Genomic DNA, 15,951 nt, shown 5'->3' with positions numbered 1-15,951 from the left:
AATTATAAAATCATTAAGGATTTGTTAAGGAAAGGTTAAGGCAACAAAAAGTTAATCTTATTTAGTTTTAAAATTGCGGAACGCAAAAAGGAACTGCTTAAAATAATTATCGGGAAAATAAGTTTTTAGTCCATATTCATTTGCTTTCTCCTCCGGTAGAAATGCAGTTCCGAAAAGCCAATCCCAGATTGCCAATTTCGTTGCGAAATTTCTATTTCTACCTTTGCCGGTTGTGTGATGAATACGGTGCATTTCTGGTCCGTTAATTATTTTTTGTAGCCATCCGGTTTTCACATCAATATTTGAATGAATGTACATGCCCCATACTCCGCTTATTAATCCTTTGTAAGCGGCAACTTCGGGAGGTGAGCCGAGGAGTACAATTGGTAGAAACTCAATTGTTTGATTGATTAAAATTTCAAACGCGTGAGAGCGAGAACCGGAGAGCCAATCAATTTTTTTAGGGGAATGATGAGCTTCATGCAGGCGCCATAAATATTTATTGCCATGCTGCCATCTGTGCATCCAGTAAATATAAATATCATGTGTGATTGTAAAGAAAATTAACTGCAACCAAATTGGTACATTGGCAAAAAACTGAAATCGTGAAAGCTGGGTTGAATCATCAATAAATTTAATTATGAATACAAAAATAAATATCCCCAGTATATAACTTTGTGCAATTGTATAGAGAGCAAAGTCGTTAAAAAATCCCTCCCTAAAGATTTTTTGCCCACGGTTATAGGGGAAAATTCTTTCGAGAATAATTAATAATACTGCCGCGGCTATTAGTACTGAATAAGAAATTATTTCGTATGACTTCATTAAAATCCAATTATCTGAAATAAATGAACAGTTATATCACAAAACTTTTTCAGTTTTTACTCTTCTTAACTTTTTAATGCTTCCCAGTTCACTATCGTAAACTTTCTTAATCCCATCGCCTAATGATTTCTCAATATCACGAATATCCTTTACTAATCGTTGAAGCCCAATAATTTCCACAGAAGCCGCCTGATCGGTTCCCCACATAGCTCTATCAAGCGTAATATGTCTTTCAATAAAAGTTGCCCCTAATGCAACCGCCGCCAATGTTGGAGCTAAACCGGTCTCGTGTCCAGAATAACCAATGGGAACATCAGGAAACATTTCTTTATAGGTTTTTATTACACTCAAATTTAATTCCTCTAACTTACATGGATAAGTTGAAGTAGATTGAGCAAGTAATAAATTATCGGTGCCAACTAACTTGACTGCTGATTCAACTTCTTCAATTGTCGACATTCCAGTAGAAAGCATTAATGGTCGATGTGTTGATTTTATTTTATTCAACAGTAAAGTATCGGTTAATGATGCCGAAGCAAGTTTATACATAACCGGGCGAAACGCCTCGAGAAATGAAACAGCCTCTTCATCCCACGGTGAAGCAAACCAGTCAATTCCTTTTCTTCTGCAATAATCATCAATCTGTTCATATTCATTAAATCCAAATTCAACTTTATGGCGATAATCTATGTATGTTATTCTACCCCATGGTGTATCTCTTTCAATGTTCCATTGATCTTTAGGAACGCACAGTTCTGGAGTTCTTTTTTGAAATTTGACCGCATCGCACCCTGCGAGAGCGGCACCGTCAATTAATTTTTTTGCGAGATCTAATGAACCATTGTGATTTATTCCTATTTCTCCGATAATATATACCGGCTCGCCATCACCAATGAACCTATCTCTAATTTGTATTTTTGCACGACTCATATTTAGCCCTTTCAATTCTTTTTAGTTTTTTGTTTAGCTTCGATTATTAATTCTGCTAAATCGCGAAATGCTCCATTACCCCCTTTATTTGGGCAAATAAAATCGACACTACTTTTTACAATTTGCAACGCATCTTTTGGCGCGGCGCTCAACCCCACTATCTTTAATACTTCAATGTCAATGATGTCATCACCGATATATGCCACCTCTCCCGGCGAAAGATTTTTGGCTTTTAAAATTTCCTCAAAAGTCTGCAACTTATTTAGTGAGCCCATATGAAGATCGGTAATCTTTAGTTTTGTCGCTCGGGAACTAACAATCTTTGTGTTTTCTCTGGTGAGTATTCCGGTCTCAATATTTGCTTCGGTGCGTAATCGTTCAACTCCCATTCCGTCACGGATTGAATAACGTTTTAATTCTTCTCCATTAACGGAATAATAAACACCTGTATCAGTAAGGACTCCATCAACATCGGCTAATACAAATTTTATTTTAGATGCTTTCTTTGTTAACTGCTTTTTTGTGAGTTTTGATTTCATGATAATTCCAGTTGCTAAAGTTGAATTGAGTATATAGAAACGTATAAAGTAATTATTGTAATTAGTAGTTATTCATGGTCATTCATTGATTACAATATCTTTCCACTTAAAATTAATAACCTTGCAAAATGACTACAAATAACGCGAAGCAAATGACAATGAATAATCTATGACCTTATCCTACCTCACCAAGCTGTCCATCCGCCATCAACTACTAAATTAGCGCCAGTCATATAACTCGACGCATCACTGGCCAAAAATATTAATGCGCCTTTGTAATCGGTCGGCTTTGCCATTCTACCGAGTTGAGTTTTTGCAGAATATTTCTGAATAAAAAATTCATCTTGGTTATTTTCAACACCGCCGGGGGTTAATGTATTAACTCTAACATTTTCTTTCCCCCAATACGCCGCAAGATAACGCGTGAACATTATAACCGCGCCTTTTGTGGCTGAATAAGCTGGAGGTTTATAAAATGCCTGCGATCCATCTTCTTTGATATATAATGATTGATCTGGCGCAGAAATTCCATATGTAGATGCAACATTAATAATGCTTCCCGATTTCTGCTTCGCCATTTCATTACCAAGTAACTGTGAGCATAAAAATACTCCGGTTAAATTTACATCAACAGATTTTTGCCACAATTCGAGTGGATAGTTCTCAAACTTGGATTGCTCTGAAGCGGCTTTCGGATTCTCAAACATATCATTTATTGCGGCATTGTTGACCAGTATATCAATGTGTCCGAATTTTTCTAATACAATATCCCGCAATTTTTCAATGGATTTTTTACTTGTTACATCAAGTCCACAACCAATTGACTGAGTTTGTAAAGTATCGGCAAATTTTTCACATTCTTGGGGGTTAATATCCGCAACGACAACATTTGCGCCGGCTTCACTTAATGCACGGCAATGTTCTTTCCCAATTAAACCGAGTGCACCGGTAACAATTGCTGTTTTATTCTGTAATGAAAAAATTTGCATAACTATTAAAAAATAAAGTTTAGTGAGATAATTTTATTTCTTGGCAATTTTACCCATGCCTGTAATTGAACTAGATACTGTTTGCGGATTTCCATCAAAAGTTATATTCCCGGTCCCAGTTATTGATGCAATCAGCTCTTTTAAAACGTTAATTTCACAATTACCAACTCCATTAATTAATGCAGTACATTTTAGCACTATAAAATTAAAAGCATTAATATTTCCGGCTCCATTAATTGTGCATGTCATTTCATCTGCCGCGCCTTTTAATGAAATATTGCCTGTACCATTTATAGCACATTGTATTTTCCCGGTATTGATTGGTTTCTCAACCACAATATTCCCGGCTCCTTCTATTAAAAGTTTTTCTATGATAGGAGAAGAAACATAAACATGAACGGTAATATTAGAATAACTTTTGTTAGCCAAACTAATTACCAGTGAACCATTCTCAACTTTTGTAGTAACATCCTTAATGATATTATCATCAGCTTCAACTTTGATTGAAGGAGAGTTTTCCTGAGTGACAAAAACATTACCAATATTTTTAATCAGAACTCCTGTAAAACTGCCAATCGATCGGTTTTCTATAGAAATTCTACCTGAGCCAACCACTCTTTCATTTGAATCAAAATCTGCTTCTGTCGAATTTTCACAATTAGTCATGATCAACAGAGAAATAATTATAACAAGGTATTTTACATTTTTTTGTTTCATTTGTATCTCAAGTAAATAATAAACTCTGCGACAAACTTGTCGATCTAGAGGGTAAAATACAACACTATTTTTTTACCGGCTTCATATTAAAATTATCAACCTTTCTGAATACCGGTTGGACTGGTTCTCCCTTCAGCATCTCTTTTAATTTATTCTCCACAACTGCTTTTTTCAAAATGATGAGTGATTCCTCGAGAGCTTGTAATGTGTAATTAACATCAGCATCAGAATGAGAGAAACACATATTATGGAAACCCTGCCACAGGACACCTCGTTTTATCATTTCCTGCTGCATTAAAGATTTTTGAACTAATGGATCTCCTGCTGTTGCATCAAATGTAGCCATTGAACGCCAATTGTATCCTATTGCTTTTGTGAAATTCATTCCAAGACTTTGTGCTAATTCATTGTATCCATCTTTTAATTTTTTCCCTTGCTCGTGCAAATATTTCGGAACATTTTTTTCACGAATTTCATTAACTGTAGCTTTAACCGCGGCAAGTGAAAGCGCTTCTCCTCCGAAAGTTGTATAAAAGAAAATTGTTTCATCGGCGAGATCCATAATTTTTCTTTTACCGGTTAGAATTGATATTGGCATTCCATTAGCAACAGCTTTCGAATATGTCGCGAGATCTGGGGTGATTCCGAAATATTCCTGCGCTCCACCTAAAGCCATTCTGAAACCGGTCCACATCTCATCAAAGATTAATACAATTCCTTTCTCATGGCAAAGCTGTGCTAAGTTTTCAAGAAAATTATTTTTTGGTTCTTCGAAAACAACAGGTTCAAGAATTATTGCGGCTGTATCGTCATCAACTGAATTTCTGAGTGCGTCAATATCATTATAATTAAAGGTAAATGAGATAGATTGCACAGCTTCGGGAATTCCATAATTACGAGCTGTTACTGCTATGTACCAATCGTGCCATCCATGATAACCGCAGCATAAAATTTTATTTTTGCCAGTGTAAGCGCGTGCGAGACGAACAGCAGCGCTCGTTGCATCGGCTCCGGTTTTACTATAACGAACTGCCTCGGCATTCGGAATAATCTCGCGCATTAATTCTGCTACTTCAACTTCAAGTGGGTGCATCATAGAAAAAGTAATTCCATCTTCAAGCTGAGCTTTAATTGCCTCATCAATTTTGGGGTAAGCATAACCAAGTGAAAGGGGACCAACCCCCATCATATAATCGATGTATTCATTACCATCCACATCCCAAACATGCGAACCTTTACCTTTAACTAAATATTTGGGTGCAATGCCTTTTACCCACTGGGCTGGACCTTTGGCAAGTGTTTGCGTTACTGATGGAATTAATCCAAGCGCACGATTATAGAGCTCATCAGATTTTGTGATTGTTGGGAAATTGTTTTGTAGTGAAATTTTGTTAGGCATTCATTTACTCCTGATGTTAGCATTTAGCAATTAGCTAGTGTAAATTTTTATTAAAAGTACATTCAGCATTTTTTTTATTTCGGTAATCTCGTTAATCATCTCATTCGAAAGTGAATCATCAAGATATTTTAAGTCCTTTGATAATATCAATAAATATTCTGCTTCGCTAGTTGATCCAGCGGCTATACTTATATAACGAGCAAAATCTTTCTCTGTATGTTTGCCACAACCCTCTGCAATATTAGTAGGAATTGAAGCTGCAGCTCTTCTCAATTGAGATGTTACACCATAACGCTCTTCTTGAGGGAATAAGCTAGTTATCTTATAAATCTTAAGCGTAAACTTATGTCCCCTTTCCAAAATTTTAAGTTTTTTAAAATCTCTCATAATTCCCTCCCAATTATTTAAAAAAAACTAATAGCTAACAAATAATAGTTAATCACTTATGGCTAAATGTTAATAGCCATTAGCTTATTGCTGATAGCCTCAGTCATTTGTTCTGCCGTAAATCCCTCATATTTAAGTACATCATTTAATAAAGCGGGTTTGAACCACCTATCCATCAACGCAAAGGGAAGTACCTCGGCAGTTTTTTTATTCCGCAGAAGAACTTCGGCGAAAATTGTATAAAGTCCGCCTGTTATAAAATGATCTTCCACTGTAACAATCAATTTGCATTCATCAACCGATTTGAGAATTGTATCTTCATCAATTGGTTTGGGAGTACGTATATTAATTAATCTAACAGAATGACCTTTTGATTCCAACATTTCTTTGGCCTTAAAGGCCTCATTGAATAAAAATCCATATACCAGAATCGCAATATCAGTTCCAGTACCAAATGTTTCGGCTTTACCAATTTCAACAGGTGAATGCTCGATCAAAGCTTTTGTTGGATTATAGCGCATATAAAAGGGTGATGGATAAGTGATCATCGCTCTTAATCCTTTGAGCATGTCATCTTCATCGGCAGGGCAAAACACATTCATATTTGGAATACCTCTCATTATCGAAACATCTTCCAACGCCTGGTGAGTTGGTCCATTTCCATCAGATAAAAATCCGGGCACTGCACCTACGAGTTTTACCGGGAGGTTTGCTATTCCCACATCTGTACGTGTGAATTCAAAAGCCCGCATAGTTAAAAAGGTAGCCAGCGCATGAACTACAGGGACTCTTCCACGCAATGCCAATCCAGCCGCCATTCCAATCATAGTTTGTTCTGTAATACCTGTGTCAATAAAATTATTCGGGATTAGTGGAGGCAGTGAACGAAATGCCGCTCTGTTCTCCGATGTCATGATCATATAGCGATCATCTTCATTAATTAATTCAAGTACAATATCTGCGTATGTCATTTTATCTCGCCACAATAGTTTCTGAAGTTAATTTTGTTTTTTTCTTGCTGTGAAGTTCGGATAACAATCCTTCAATCTCTTCCGGTTTAAAGTTGACGAACCATCTATCAGCTCTCTTCTCAATACTCGGTAATCCTTTTCCCCTTACCGTCTCGGCAATCACAACCGAAACTTTCCCTTTTTGAAATGGGAATTCAGAAAACGCCTCATCCATTTTATTAAAGTTATGACCATTAATTTTTTTTACAGAACACCCGAAAGCTTCAAATTTTTTCTTTAATGGATTAAGAGGGATTAATTCTTCAGTTGGCATATTTGCCTGAAATTGATTCCGGTCAACAACAATAATCATGTTATCAAGTTTGTATGCTGAGGCAACCAATAATCCTTCCCATATCGAACCTTCATTCAACTCGCCATCGCCAACAACTACAACAATTTTATTTTTTAGCTTTCTCAATTTGCAATCCATAGCAACACCCATCGCAACAGAGAGATTATGCCCAAGCGAACCGGAGTGAAATTCTATTCCGTCAATATTTCTATTTGGATGCCAGTAAATGTTATCGTTTGTTTTAAGATGATTTTGCAGTCTCTCAACTTCAAGCCATCCAAGTTCTACATAAGTTCCATAAAGTGCGGGAACGTCATGCCCCTTCGATAGAAAAAAATAATCCCGCTCCGGATCATCAAAATTGATAGGAGATACATTTAAAAATTCTTTGTAGAGATAAACAATAATATCTGCGCATGATAAAGATGCGCCAATAAAACAGCCGCCATTTCCGCTCATACCAATTATATGCTCACGGACCCGCAATGCCATTTTTTCGAGGTTTTGTTTTTTAGATTTCTTCATTTGTCTTGAATTTGTTTTTGTATTCGTTGATGTGATTTAGTTCTTCAAGGTGATTTTGATACCAATATTTCCCATAATGTGCCGAATTTATTTCGGCGATTTCCGGTTTTTGCTTCAGCAAGTTTAATATATCATTTAATCCAAAGTTATGTTTATTACTGTAGAGTTCTTCATAAACTCTTCTGATAAACTCATAATCCTCAGCATAGTCAATTGTCCATCTATGAGAAGTCGAATAATCCAAACCTGTTTCCCACTCTACATTGCCAATGCTGAATAATTCTGGATTTTCCCAAATAAAGGGAGTAGTATGCTCCCGTTCATAATCTTTTTTAGCTTCTTTCCATGCACATTCCAAAGCGGCAAATGACATAATTTCTACATCATTACCATCGGGATATGTGGCCGGGTGTAAATTACTCACGTAATCAAAATGATCTGAGTCAATAAATTTTGATATTACTTTATCAATAATTTCGGGATCAATCAGCGGGCAGTCGGATGGTATTTTGACTATCGCATCCGCTTTATATTCTACTGCAAGTTGATAATGGCGGTCAAGCAGGTCGGTTAAATGTCCCCTAAAAAAATTGTAACCTTCAACTTTGCAAAAGTCTGTAATTTCATCATCATTGGGATCAGTCGAAGTGGCAACAACAAGAATACCGGATTGCTTTGCGGCTTTAACTCTTTCAAGCATTCTTGCGAGGAGAGGTTTGTGAAGGATTGGCAACATAACTTTTTGGGGTAAACGTGATGAAGTCATCCTTGCCTGAACTACAGTTACAGTTTTCATTTGTGTTAATAATTATGATAAAGCTGATTTTAATTGGTTTATATCATTAATTTCTATTCTTGAATTCGCAGAATCTAATAACCTTAAACCAACTCTGGCAATTCTTTCGGCGGATGTTCCATTATTCTGAATAGGCGTCATCTTTATTAGATCGGCCAAATTAAAATATGAATGCACCTCTTTACCGAGCGCAATTCCAATATATACTACCGACGAATATTTTGTAATTAGTACATCGCAGTTAGCGATCATGTGATTTGTATTTCCTGCCGAGTACACTAGAGCATCCGGAGCGATAGTATTTATTTCTTTAGTTGCCCTTTCAATATTTTCGTTAGGATGAAGTTTAAAAATAATTTGTTTACCACCCGCCATTGCCACGCACTCTTTAATAAACTTTACACGATTCTCATATTTGAATGTTTCTCTGGCGTCCGAAGTGCAAACAAGAACAAAATTTTTGTGAGGAAAGTCGTTATCTAAAAATTGTTTGGCGTTATCAAAGTTGGGAATACCTGTAACAATAAGTTTTTCCGGCTTAACACCTTTGCGAATAAAATGTTCTTTATATCCCTCCGATGCAACGCAGAAATAATCAAATAGATCAGAAAGCCCATTCATTGAAGTACTCGCGAGCCAGCGGGGTAGTTTTAAATATCTAACAATGTAATAAATAAAATTCTCGGGATCAGTCATTCCCTCCTGCACCAATATCACTTTTTTATCACGAATGTTTTTAGGAATGATCAGGTCAGCGCATGTATAAACTAAATCATAATTATTATTTTCTCCGCGGTAATCTACCTTTAAATTATACTCTTTGAAGTAGTTTTCGGTGTTCTTCCTAAATTTGCCCCCGAGGATTGAGAAATCTAAAAACCCCGATTGTGCCGCTCTATTTATTATTCCGTCGCCATAATAAGAAGTGAACCAGCTTTCATCATTTTCAAAATACTTTGATATTTGATGCATCATTGTAGTTTGGTTCAATGAGCCGCAGATAAATAATATTTTTCTCATTTTCATCTTTTTCAAATTGTAACCGTAAAAATGGCGAATAGGTATTAATGGATCGTTAACAGGATATTAATTAATTATTAAGTCTATGCAAATTTTGCAAATAAATCATTAAAAGAGAAGAGGATAAAAATCGGGGTTATATAAAAACCGGTTTTGATATCGACACATCTTTATGCGTAACCCACCATTTTTTAATGATTTATTAATATCTACATCATATTGGGTTAATAAAGATACCATAATTTTGCGCCAGTGAAATTAAAAAGGGACAAATGCGGATAGCTCACATTTCAGATCTTCACTTCTGTTTTAAGTATAAGCGGGGCAACATTCTCAAAACGCAAGAGTTAATTAAACGTTCGGTAGAACTTGGCGCTGATCATTTAATTATTACCGGCGATATTTCGGATAATTCAGAAGAAAGAGATTTTGAATTATTAGCAAGAATTCTTGAAATCAATGGCCTCTTCTCAAGTGAGAAGACTTCAATTATCATTGGAAATCATGATATTTATGGGGGAGTTCAAACAGCTACCGATATTATAACTTTTCCTTCTAAATGTTTATCAACCGATTTTAATGAAAAGGTGAAAACATTTTATAAATACTTTGGTGAGTTGTTCAAGAATTGCTCATTTCTGGTTGAAAATAATCCATTCCCTTTTGTGAAGAAGCTGGGCAATTATCTAATTCTCGGTATAAACTCCATTGATGAATATTCAAGAATTAAAAATCCATTTGCCTCAAATGGCAAAATTCATAAAAAAGAGAGAAAGCTTATTAGCAATTTCTTTGAGGATGTTTTATTGAGTGAAATTAGAAGAATTGCCGCGGTACACCATCACTTTTATTTGGATAGCGATGAATCTAAAAGTAGTGAAACCTATTTATGGAATAAAATTGAAAACTTTACAATGAAGTTACGAGGGAAGAAAAAGCTGATAAAACTGTTTCTTGAAAATAAGTTCGAATGTGTTTTCCATGGGCATAGTCATGAAATGAAAGAGTATTTTAGAAAAGGTATTCGATTTATAAATGCTGCTGCTTCTGTTGATAATGGAACCGAGGATGAAGCTCATCTATTTTTGGTCGATTTTTTTAATTCATTTAGTCAAAGCACTATTGAATCAGTAAAGATTGAAACGGTAGAAGAAGCGGAATTTATCAAAAGAGAAGCTATAGCAGTTTAACTTTTCAAAACATCATGTCTTAATATTCTCAATAATCTTCCCGATTTTTTCATAGTTGAAAAATAACTACCCCGCTAAATGAATTTTTAGCTCTATTATTCGAAAAACGCTTAAAAATGCAGAAATTGAATATGAATTAAAATCAAAACGTGGCATATTTCCTGCCATTGATAGGTGCTATCAATAATTGCATGGTTGGTATGAAAATCCTACATCATTCAAAAACCTTCGCAGGCGGTATTCATCCCTCAGAACAAAAAGAATTAACAGAAGACAAAGCGTTTGAATTAATGCCTGCTCCAAAACAAATTATTCTCCCATTAAATCAGCATCTCGGAAAATTTCCCAAACCCTTGGTAAAAAAGGGTAGTGAGGTTAAAATTGGTGAATTGATAGCTGAACAGGATGGATTCATCTCCTCGCCAATTCACTCACCGGTATGCGGTAAAGTTTCTAAAATAACTGTAGGCGCTAATGTTAGCGGGTTTCCAAAAGATGAAATAATTATTGATGTTTCCGATAGCGACGAATCGATTTTAATGGAACCATTGGATGCTGTAACTATTACTCAAGAACAGATTCGGGAAAGAGTTAAGAATGCCGGTGTTGTTGGACAGGGAGGAGCCGCATTTCCTACATATGTTAAATTAACTCCACCAGAAGGTAAAAAAATTGATGTTGTTATATTAAATGGTTGTGAGTGCGAACCTTACTTAACCCGCGATTACCGTTTTATGATTGAGCGTACGAACGATATAATTGCCGGCTTAAAATTAATAATGAAAGCTCTCGGTGTTGAAAAGGGAGCAATTGGAATTGAAGATAATAAACCACTTGCCATTGAAAAATTAAAACTGGCAGTAAAAAATAATCCCGATATCCAAATAGTTGCTCTAAAAACTAAATATCCGCAAGGTGCAGAAAAAATGCTTATTAAAGCGGTAACAGGAAAAGAGGTGCCTCCCGGAAAACTTCCTTTTGATGCCGGAGCCGCAATTCAAAATATTGGAACTGCATTGGCAATTTATGACGCGATTGTAAAAGGAGAAACTCAAACAACCGCGGCATTAACTGTCTCCGGATTGGGTATTAAAGAACAAAAAAATATAATTGCAAAAGTAGGCACTCCACTTATGGATGTATTGGAATATTGCGGCGGATTGACAGATGAAGCGGTCAAAGTTGTGGTTGGCGGACCTATGATGGGTATTGCTCAATATGATTTTAGTGCGCCAATTATGAAAGCCACTTCGGGAATATTAATTCTCACCAAAAATGAAATCAATGATCATGAAGAAACCCCTTGCTTAAGATGCGGTAAATGTGTGGATGCTTGTCCACTAAATTTAATTCCCACAAGGTTGTCACGATTAACACAAATGGAAAAGTATGATGAAGCAGAAAAATTAAATATTACACTTTGTATGGAATGTGGTACTTGTACATATACCTGCCCAGCAAATATTCCGCTGGTTCAATGGATACGGCTTGGCAAAAAACAAGTTAATGTTATTCAAAAAGCAAGAGTGTGAACAGAATAAGAATTACTGCTATTGAATTAATTCACAAAATATAGAATAAGTAATGGAACAGAATCCGACTTACAAATTAGATTTGACCAGCTCTCCGCATGTGCATTCCCGATGGTCAGCTAAAAACGCGATGTGGCTAGTTGTCGCCAGTTTAATCCCGGTTATAATATCGGCAGTAATCTTCTTTGGGATATATCAACTCGTGATAATCGGGACCAGCGTTTTGTTTTGTATGCTAACAGAATTGGCAATTAAAAAGATCAGGAAAAGAAAAGTAACGATTGATGATGGCAGCGCTATAATTACAGGACTATTACTAGGCTTAATTTTACCACCTAATTTTTCTATTTCGGCTACAGCTATTGGCGCAGTATTTTCTATCGCGATAGGTAAAGAAGTATTTGGCGGACTCGGGTACAATATTTTCAATCCAGCGCTTGCGGGCAGAGCATTTTTGCAGGCAGCATTTCCTGTTGGAATGACCACCTGGCACAAACCAAATTTTGCTGTAGATACTGTTTCATCTGCTACGCCACTTTCCGCGTTTAAGTTTGATAAAGTGATTAGCGATACCGCAAGTATGTTTTGGGGAAATATTGGCGGCTCTATTGGTGAAACTTCTGCACTGGCAATACTTATTGGTGGACTATTATTAATAATTATTGGCGTTGTTAATTGGAGAATTCCTTCTGCAATGATTGTGGGAATGCTAGTCTTTGCTTCTATATTCTGGTTCATCGATCCGGTAAAATATCCTAATCCATTATTTCAACTCTTATCGGGTGGTTTTTTGTTTGGGACATTTTTTATGGCAACAGATTGGGTAACTTCTCCAATAACTAAATTAGGTATGTTGATTTATGGATTCGCTATTTCCTTTCTAGTTGTTATGATTAGAATATTTGGCGGTTTACCAGAAGGTGTTATGTATGCAATTTTAATAATGAATGCTCTTGCACCAACAATAAATAAACTTACTCAGCCAAAAGCATTCGGGGTGAAGGTATGAAAACAGTAATTAGAATGTTATCTACATTAACTTTAATTGGAATTCTATCCGGTGGATTGCTGGCGTTTGTTAATGGCTGGGCAGATCCATTAATTAAAGCTAATCAAAAAGCTGAAACTGAAAAGGCGATCTATCTCGTAAATCCTGAAGGGAAGAACTATTCAAAAATTGATTCTAAATTACTTGAGGCCTATAAAGTAGTTGATGGAACTGATAAATTAATTGGTTATTCTATTGCTAGAGAGGGAAATGGCTTTCAGGGAAAAATTAGGATTATGATTGGCGTTTCGGATGATTTGGAATCAATAAATTCAATAGAAATTCTAGAACAAACTGAAACACCTGGACTCGGCACAAAAGTAACTGAAGAACCGTTTACTTCTCAATTTAAAGGTTTACCTCCTTCTCCGGTTGTTGAATGGGTGAAAGGTATTCCGCCATCAAAACCCAACGAAATTCAAGCCGTCACCGGCGCTACAATCTCTTCTAAAGCAGTAGTTGAAATAATTAATGATGGACTGACTGTAGCACGAGAACTTAAAAAGAAGGGGGATTTGTGAGTAAGAATAAATCTCTAAGTTATGAATTTATAAAAGGATTGTGGGAGACCAATCCGGTTTTTAGGCAAGTACTCGGAATGTGTCCAACTCTCGCGGTTACTGTCTCCGTGGTTAACGGAGTTGCAATGGCTCTTGCTACTACATTTGTATTAGTGTTTTCAAGTGTGCTTATTTCTAGTGTCCGCAAGTTGATTCCTGCTCAGGTTAGAATTGCCGCTTACATTGTAGTAATTGCAACATTTGTTACAATAACTGATTTAGTAATGAAAGCTCAATTTCCTCCATTAAGTAAAGCGCTTGGTCCTTTCATCCCTCTTATAGTTGTAAATTGCATAATCTTAGGACGTGCTGAGGCATTCGCTTCAAAAAATACCCCCTTCCGCTCATTTATTGATGCGCTTGGTAATGGTGTTGGATTTTTAATCGCTCTTACAGTAATGAGTTCGGTGAGAGAATTATTTGGATCAAGAACATTGTTAGGTTATCAAGTTTTACCCCAAAATTATGAACCAATGCTTGTTATGATTTTACCCGCCGGGGCATTTTTAACTCTTGGATTATTGATGGGAATTGCAAACGCCTATACACAGCATAAGAAAAAGTCAGAGCATGATTCGATAGTCGCTAAATATAAAGAAGCCAAAATTTCCTCATCGATAAAAGTAGAGGAGGCATAAATGGATTTATTGATAATATTTATCTCCGCTTCGGTAGTTAATAATTTTGTTCTTTCCTATTTTTTAGGGATTTGCCCTTTTATCGGGGTTTCCAACAAAACAAGTTCTGCTCTTTCAATGGGAATGGCTACCACATTTGTGATGGTATTGACCGCGATGGTTAGCTGGATTTTGTTTTTTCTAGTATTAATTCCGTACCACCTCGAGTTTCTTCAAATACCATCTTTTATTTTAGTAATTGCTTCACTCGTTCAATTTGTTGAAATGGTAATTAAAAAAGTTAGTCAGCCATTATATCGTGCGTTAGGAATATTTTTACCACTAATTACAACTAACTGCGCAATACTCGGATTGGCGCTTTTGCTTTCTATGAGAAATTACTCCTTTATTCAGAGTATAGTTTTTGGATTAGGCGCCGGAGCTGGATTTACACTGGCACTCTTAATTATGTCGGGCATCAGAGAAGAACTAGAGTTGACTGATGTGCCTCAGCCTTTCCGTGGCGCACCAATAACATTAATCACAGCCGGCTTATTGGCATTGGCTTTTATGGGTTTTGCTGGGATGATTTAAAACTATTATGAAGAATATTTTCACATACATATTGCTTGCTATCTTTTCTATTTCATGCACAGGTGACGGAGATAATGTTGTTAGCCGATCATCAATAGTAATGGGCTCTTCCATTGAAGTGCAAATCCGTGGGGTTAACAGTGTAAAAGCAAATAAGGCAATTGATCTTGCGTTTTCTGAAGCTAGAAGAATTGATACATTATTTTCTACATATCTCCCAGGTAATCCGATGTGGGAAATAAATAATTCTTTAGCCGATCAAATAATAATTAATAATGAGTTTTTTGATCTACTTGAACAATGCGATACACTTTGGAAAATTTCTAATGGTGCTTTCGATCCCGCCATTGGTAATTTAATTGAATTAATCGGTTTTGATAAAAATAATCCTAAACTGCCTAATGAATCTGATGTAAAAAAAGTACTTGAATCCATCGGGTGGAAAAAAATAAAATTAGTTAAACCCAATATTTTAATAAAACCGGCGGAAGTGAAATTATCATTTAACGCTTGTGTTCCAGGTTATGCCGCGGATAATATAGCCAACCTTCTTTATAACTATGGTATTAAAGAATTTTTAGTAAATGTTGGAGGGGAAATATTTGCCAGTGGTAATAATTGGAAAGTTGGCATCCAACATCCAAGAAATGAAAATGAAATACTAATGGTGGTTAAACCGGATAAATATGCGGTCGCTACTTCGGGGGATTATCAGCAATATTTTACTGAAGATGGAAAGCGATTCACGCACATTTTTGATCCGATTACGGGTAAATCATCTAGTGAGTGTTCCTCTGTTTCAATAATATCTAAAAACACAATGTGGGCAGACGCTCTTTCAACTGCGGTGTTTGTGCTTGGTGTTCAAAAGGGCCTTGAACTAATTGAACAATTGGAAAATGTTGAAGGCATTATAATCGATAATAAAGGAAATCTACATAAGTCATCAAATTTTGAAGAGTTTATTCAGAGGTAAAT

The 15,951-nt window shown here is 36.0% G+C and carries 18 protein-coding genes; 7 read left to right on the top strand and 11 right to left on the bottom strand.

Translation table 11 applies throughout. The features are described 5' to 3' along the window. Positions 1-57: 57 nt before the first annotated feature. The 11 genes from KF816_14610 to KF816_14560 form a co-directional block, all read right to left on the bottom strand. The gene (locus tag KF816_14610) at positions 58-825 is read right to left on the bottom strand and encodes a sterol desaturase family protein (GenBank protein ID MBX3009249.1); all 768 of its coding nucleotides are present in this window, start codon (positions 823-825) and stop codon (positions 58-60) included. A 36-nt stretch (positions 826-861) separates the two neighbouring features. Beyond that, complete coding sequence (locus KF816_14605) at positions 862-1,755, bottom strand: N-acetylneuraminate synthase family protein (protein MBX3009248.1); 894 nt, start codon at positions 1,753-1,755, stop codon at positions 862-864. A gap of 11 nt (positions 1,756-1,766) precedes the next feature. After that, positions 1,767-2,294, bottom strand: coding sequence for an HAD hydrolase family protein (locus KF816_14600; protein MBX3009247.1), 528 nt, complete (start codon positions 2,292-2,294; stop codon positions 1,767-1,769). Positions 2,295-2,479: 185 nt separating this feature from the next. Continuing rightward, the gene (locus tag KF816_14595) at positions 2,480-3,283 is read right to left on the bottom strand and encodes an SDR family oxidoreductase (GenBank protein ID MBX3009246.1); all 804 of its coding nucleotides are present in this window, start codon (positions 3,281-3,283) and stop codon (positions 2,480-2,482) included. 33 nt (positions 3,284-3,316) lie between these two features. Beyond that, positions 3,317-4,000: a DUF2807 domain-containing protein gene (locus KF816_14590; GenBank protein ID MBX3009245.1), complete on the bottom strand. Its 684-nt coding sequence runs from the start codon at positions 3,998-4,000 to the stop codon at positions 3,317-3,319. A gap of 64 nt (positions 4,001-4,064) precedes the next feature. Beyond that, positions 4,065-5,399, bottom strand: coding sequence for an aminotransferase class III-fold pyridoxal phosphate-dependent enzyme (locus KF816_14585; GenBank protein ID MBX3009244.1), 1,335 nt, complete (start codon positions 5,397-5,399; stop codon positions 4,065-4,067). A 30-nt stretch (positions 5,400-5,429) separates the two neighbouring features. Beyond that, positions 5,430-5,786, bottom strand: coding sequence for a four helix bundle protein (locus KF816_14580; GenBank protein MBX3009243.1), 357 nt, complete (start codon positions 5,784-5,786; stop codon positions 5,430-5,432). A gap of 62 nt (positions 5,787-5,848) precedes the next feature. Continuing rightward, on the bottom strand, positions 5,849-6,757 hold the full coding sequence (locus KF816_14575) for a hypothetical protein (GenBank protein MBX3009242.1): 909 nt from the start codon (positions 6,755-6,757) through the stop codon (positions 5,849-5,851). Between the two features lies 1 nt (position 6,758). Beyond that, a complete protein-coding gene (locus tag KF816_14570) occupies positions 6,759-7,616 on the bottom strand; it encodes a hypothetical protein (GenBank protein ID MBX3009241.1) in 858 nt (285 codons plus the stop codon). After that, positions 7,603-8,412, bottom strand: coding sequence for a glycosyltransferase family protein (locus KF816_14565; protein ID MBX3009240.1), 810 nt, complete (start codon positions 8,410-8,412; stop codon positions 7,603-7,605). Before KF816_14565 ends, KF816_14570 begins: the two co-directional genes overlap by 14 nt. A 12-nt stretch (positions 8,413-8,424) precedes the next feature. Then, a complete protein-coding gene (locus KF816_14560; GenBank protein ID MBX3009239.1) occupies positions 8,425-9,438 on the bottom strand; it encodes a hypothetical protein in 1,014 nt (337 codons plus the stop codon). Positions 9,439-9,704: 266 nt separating this feature from the next. On the opposite strand from KF816_14560, the gene KF816_14555 reads away from it, so the two are divergent. From KF816_14555 to KF816_14525, 7 genes are all read left to right on the top strand, one after another. Beyond that, positions 9,705-10,622 (top strand): metallophosphoesterase, encoded by a 918-nt coding sequence (locus KF816_14555; protein MBX3009238.1) that lies wholly within the window; start codon positions 9,705-9,707, stop codon positions 10,620-10,622. Positions 10,623-10,822: 200 nt separating this feature from the next. Beyond that, positions 10,823-12,154 (top strand): electron transport complex subunit RsxC, encoded by a 1,332-nt coding sequence (rsxC, locus tag KF816_14550; GenBank protein ID MBX3009237.1) that lies wholly within the window; start codon positions 10,823-10,825, stop codon positions 12,152-12,154. Between the two features lie 52 nt (positions 12,155-12,206). Then, complete coding sequence (locus KF816_14545; GenBank protein ID MBX3009236.1) at positions 12,207-13,163, top strand: RnfABCDGE type electron transport complex subunit D; 957 nt, start codon at positions 12,207-12,209, stop codon at positions 13,161-13,163. Next, on the top strand, positions 13,160-13,723 hold the full coding sequence (locus KF816_14540; protein MBX3009235.1) for an FMN-binding protein: 564 nt from the start codon (positions 13,160-13,162) through the stop codon (positions 13,721-13,723). The genes KF816_14545 and KF816_14540 overlap by 4 nt, the downstream gene beginning before the upstream one ends. Beyond that, positions 13,720-14,400, top strand: a complete 681-nt coding sequence (locus KF816_14535) for an electron transport complex subunit E (protein ID MBX3009234.1) — start codon at positions 13,720-13,722, stop codon at positions 14,398-14,400. Before KF816_14540 ends, KF816_14535 begins: the two co-directional genes overlap by 4 nt. Then, complete coding sequence (rsxA, locus tag KF816_14530; GenBank protein ID MBX3009233.1) at positions 14,401-14,973, top strand: electron transport complex subunit RsxA; 573 nt, start codon at positions 14,401-14,403, stop codon at positions 14,971-14,973. Positions 14,974-14,980: 7 nt separating this feature from the next. Further along, complete coding sequence (locus KF816_14525) at positions 14,981-15,949, top strand: FAD:protein FMN transferase (protein MBX3009232.1); 969 nt, start codon at positions 14,981-14,983, stop codon at positions 15,947-15,949. Positions 15,950-15,951: the final 2 nt, after the last annotated feature.

This window comes from Melioribacteraceae bacterium, from assembly GCA_019638015.1.
Lineage (GTDB): Bacteria > Bacteroidota > Ignavibacteria > Ignavibacteriales > Melioribacteraceae > JAHBUP01.
Note: the sequence above shows the minus strand (reverse complement) of the source record. Positions and strands in the feature narration are given on the sequence as shown.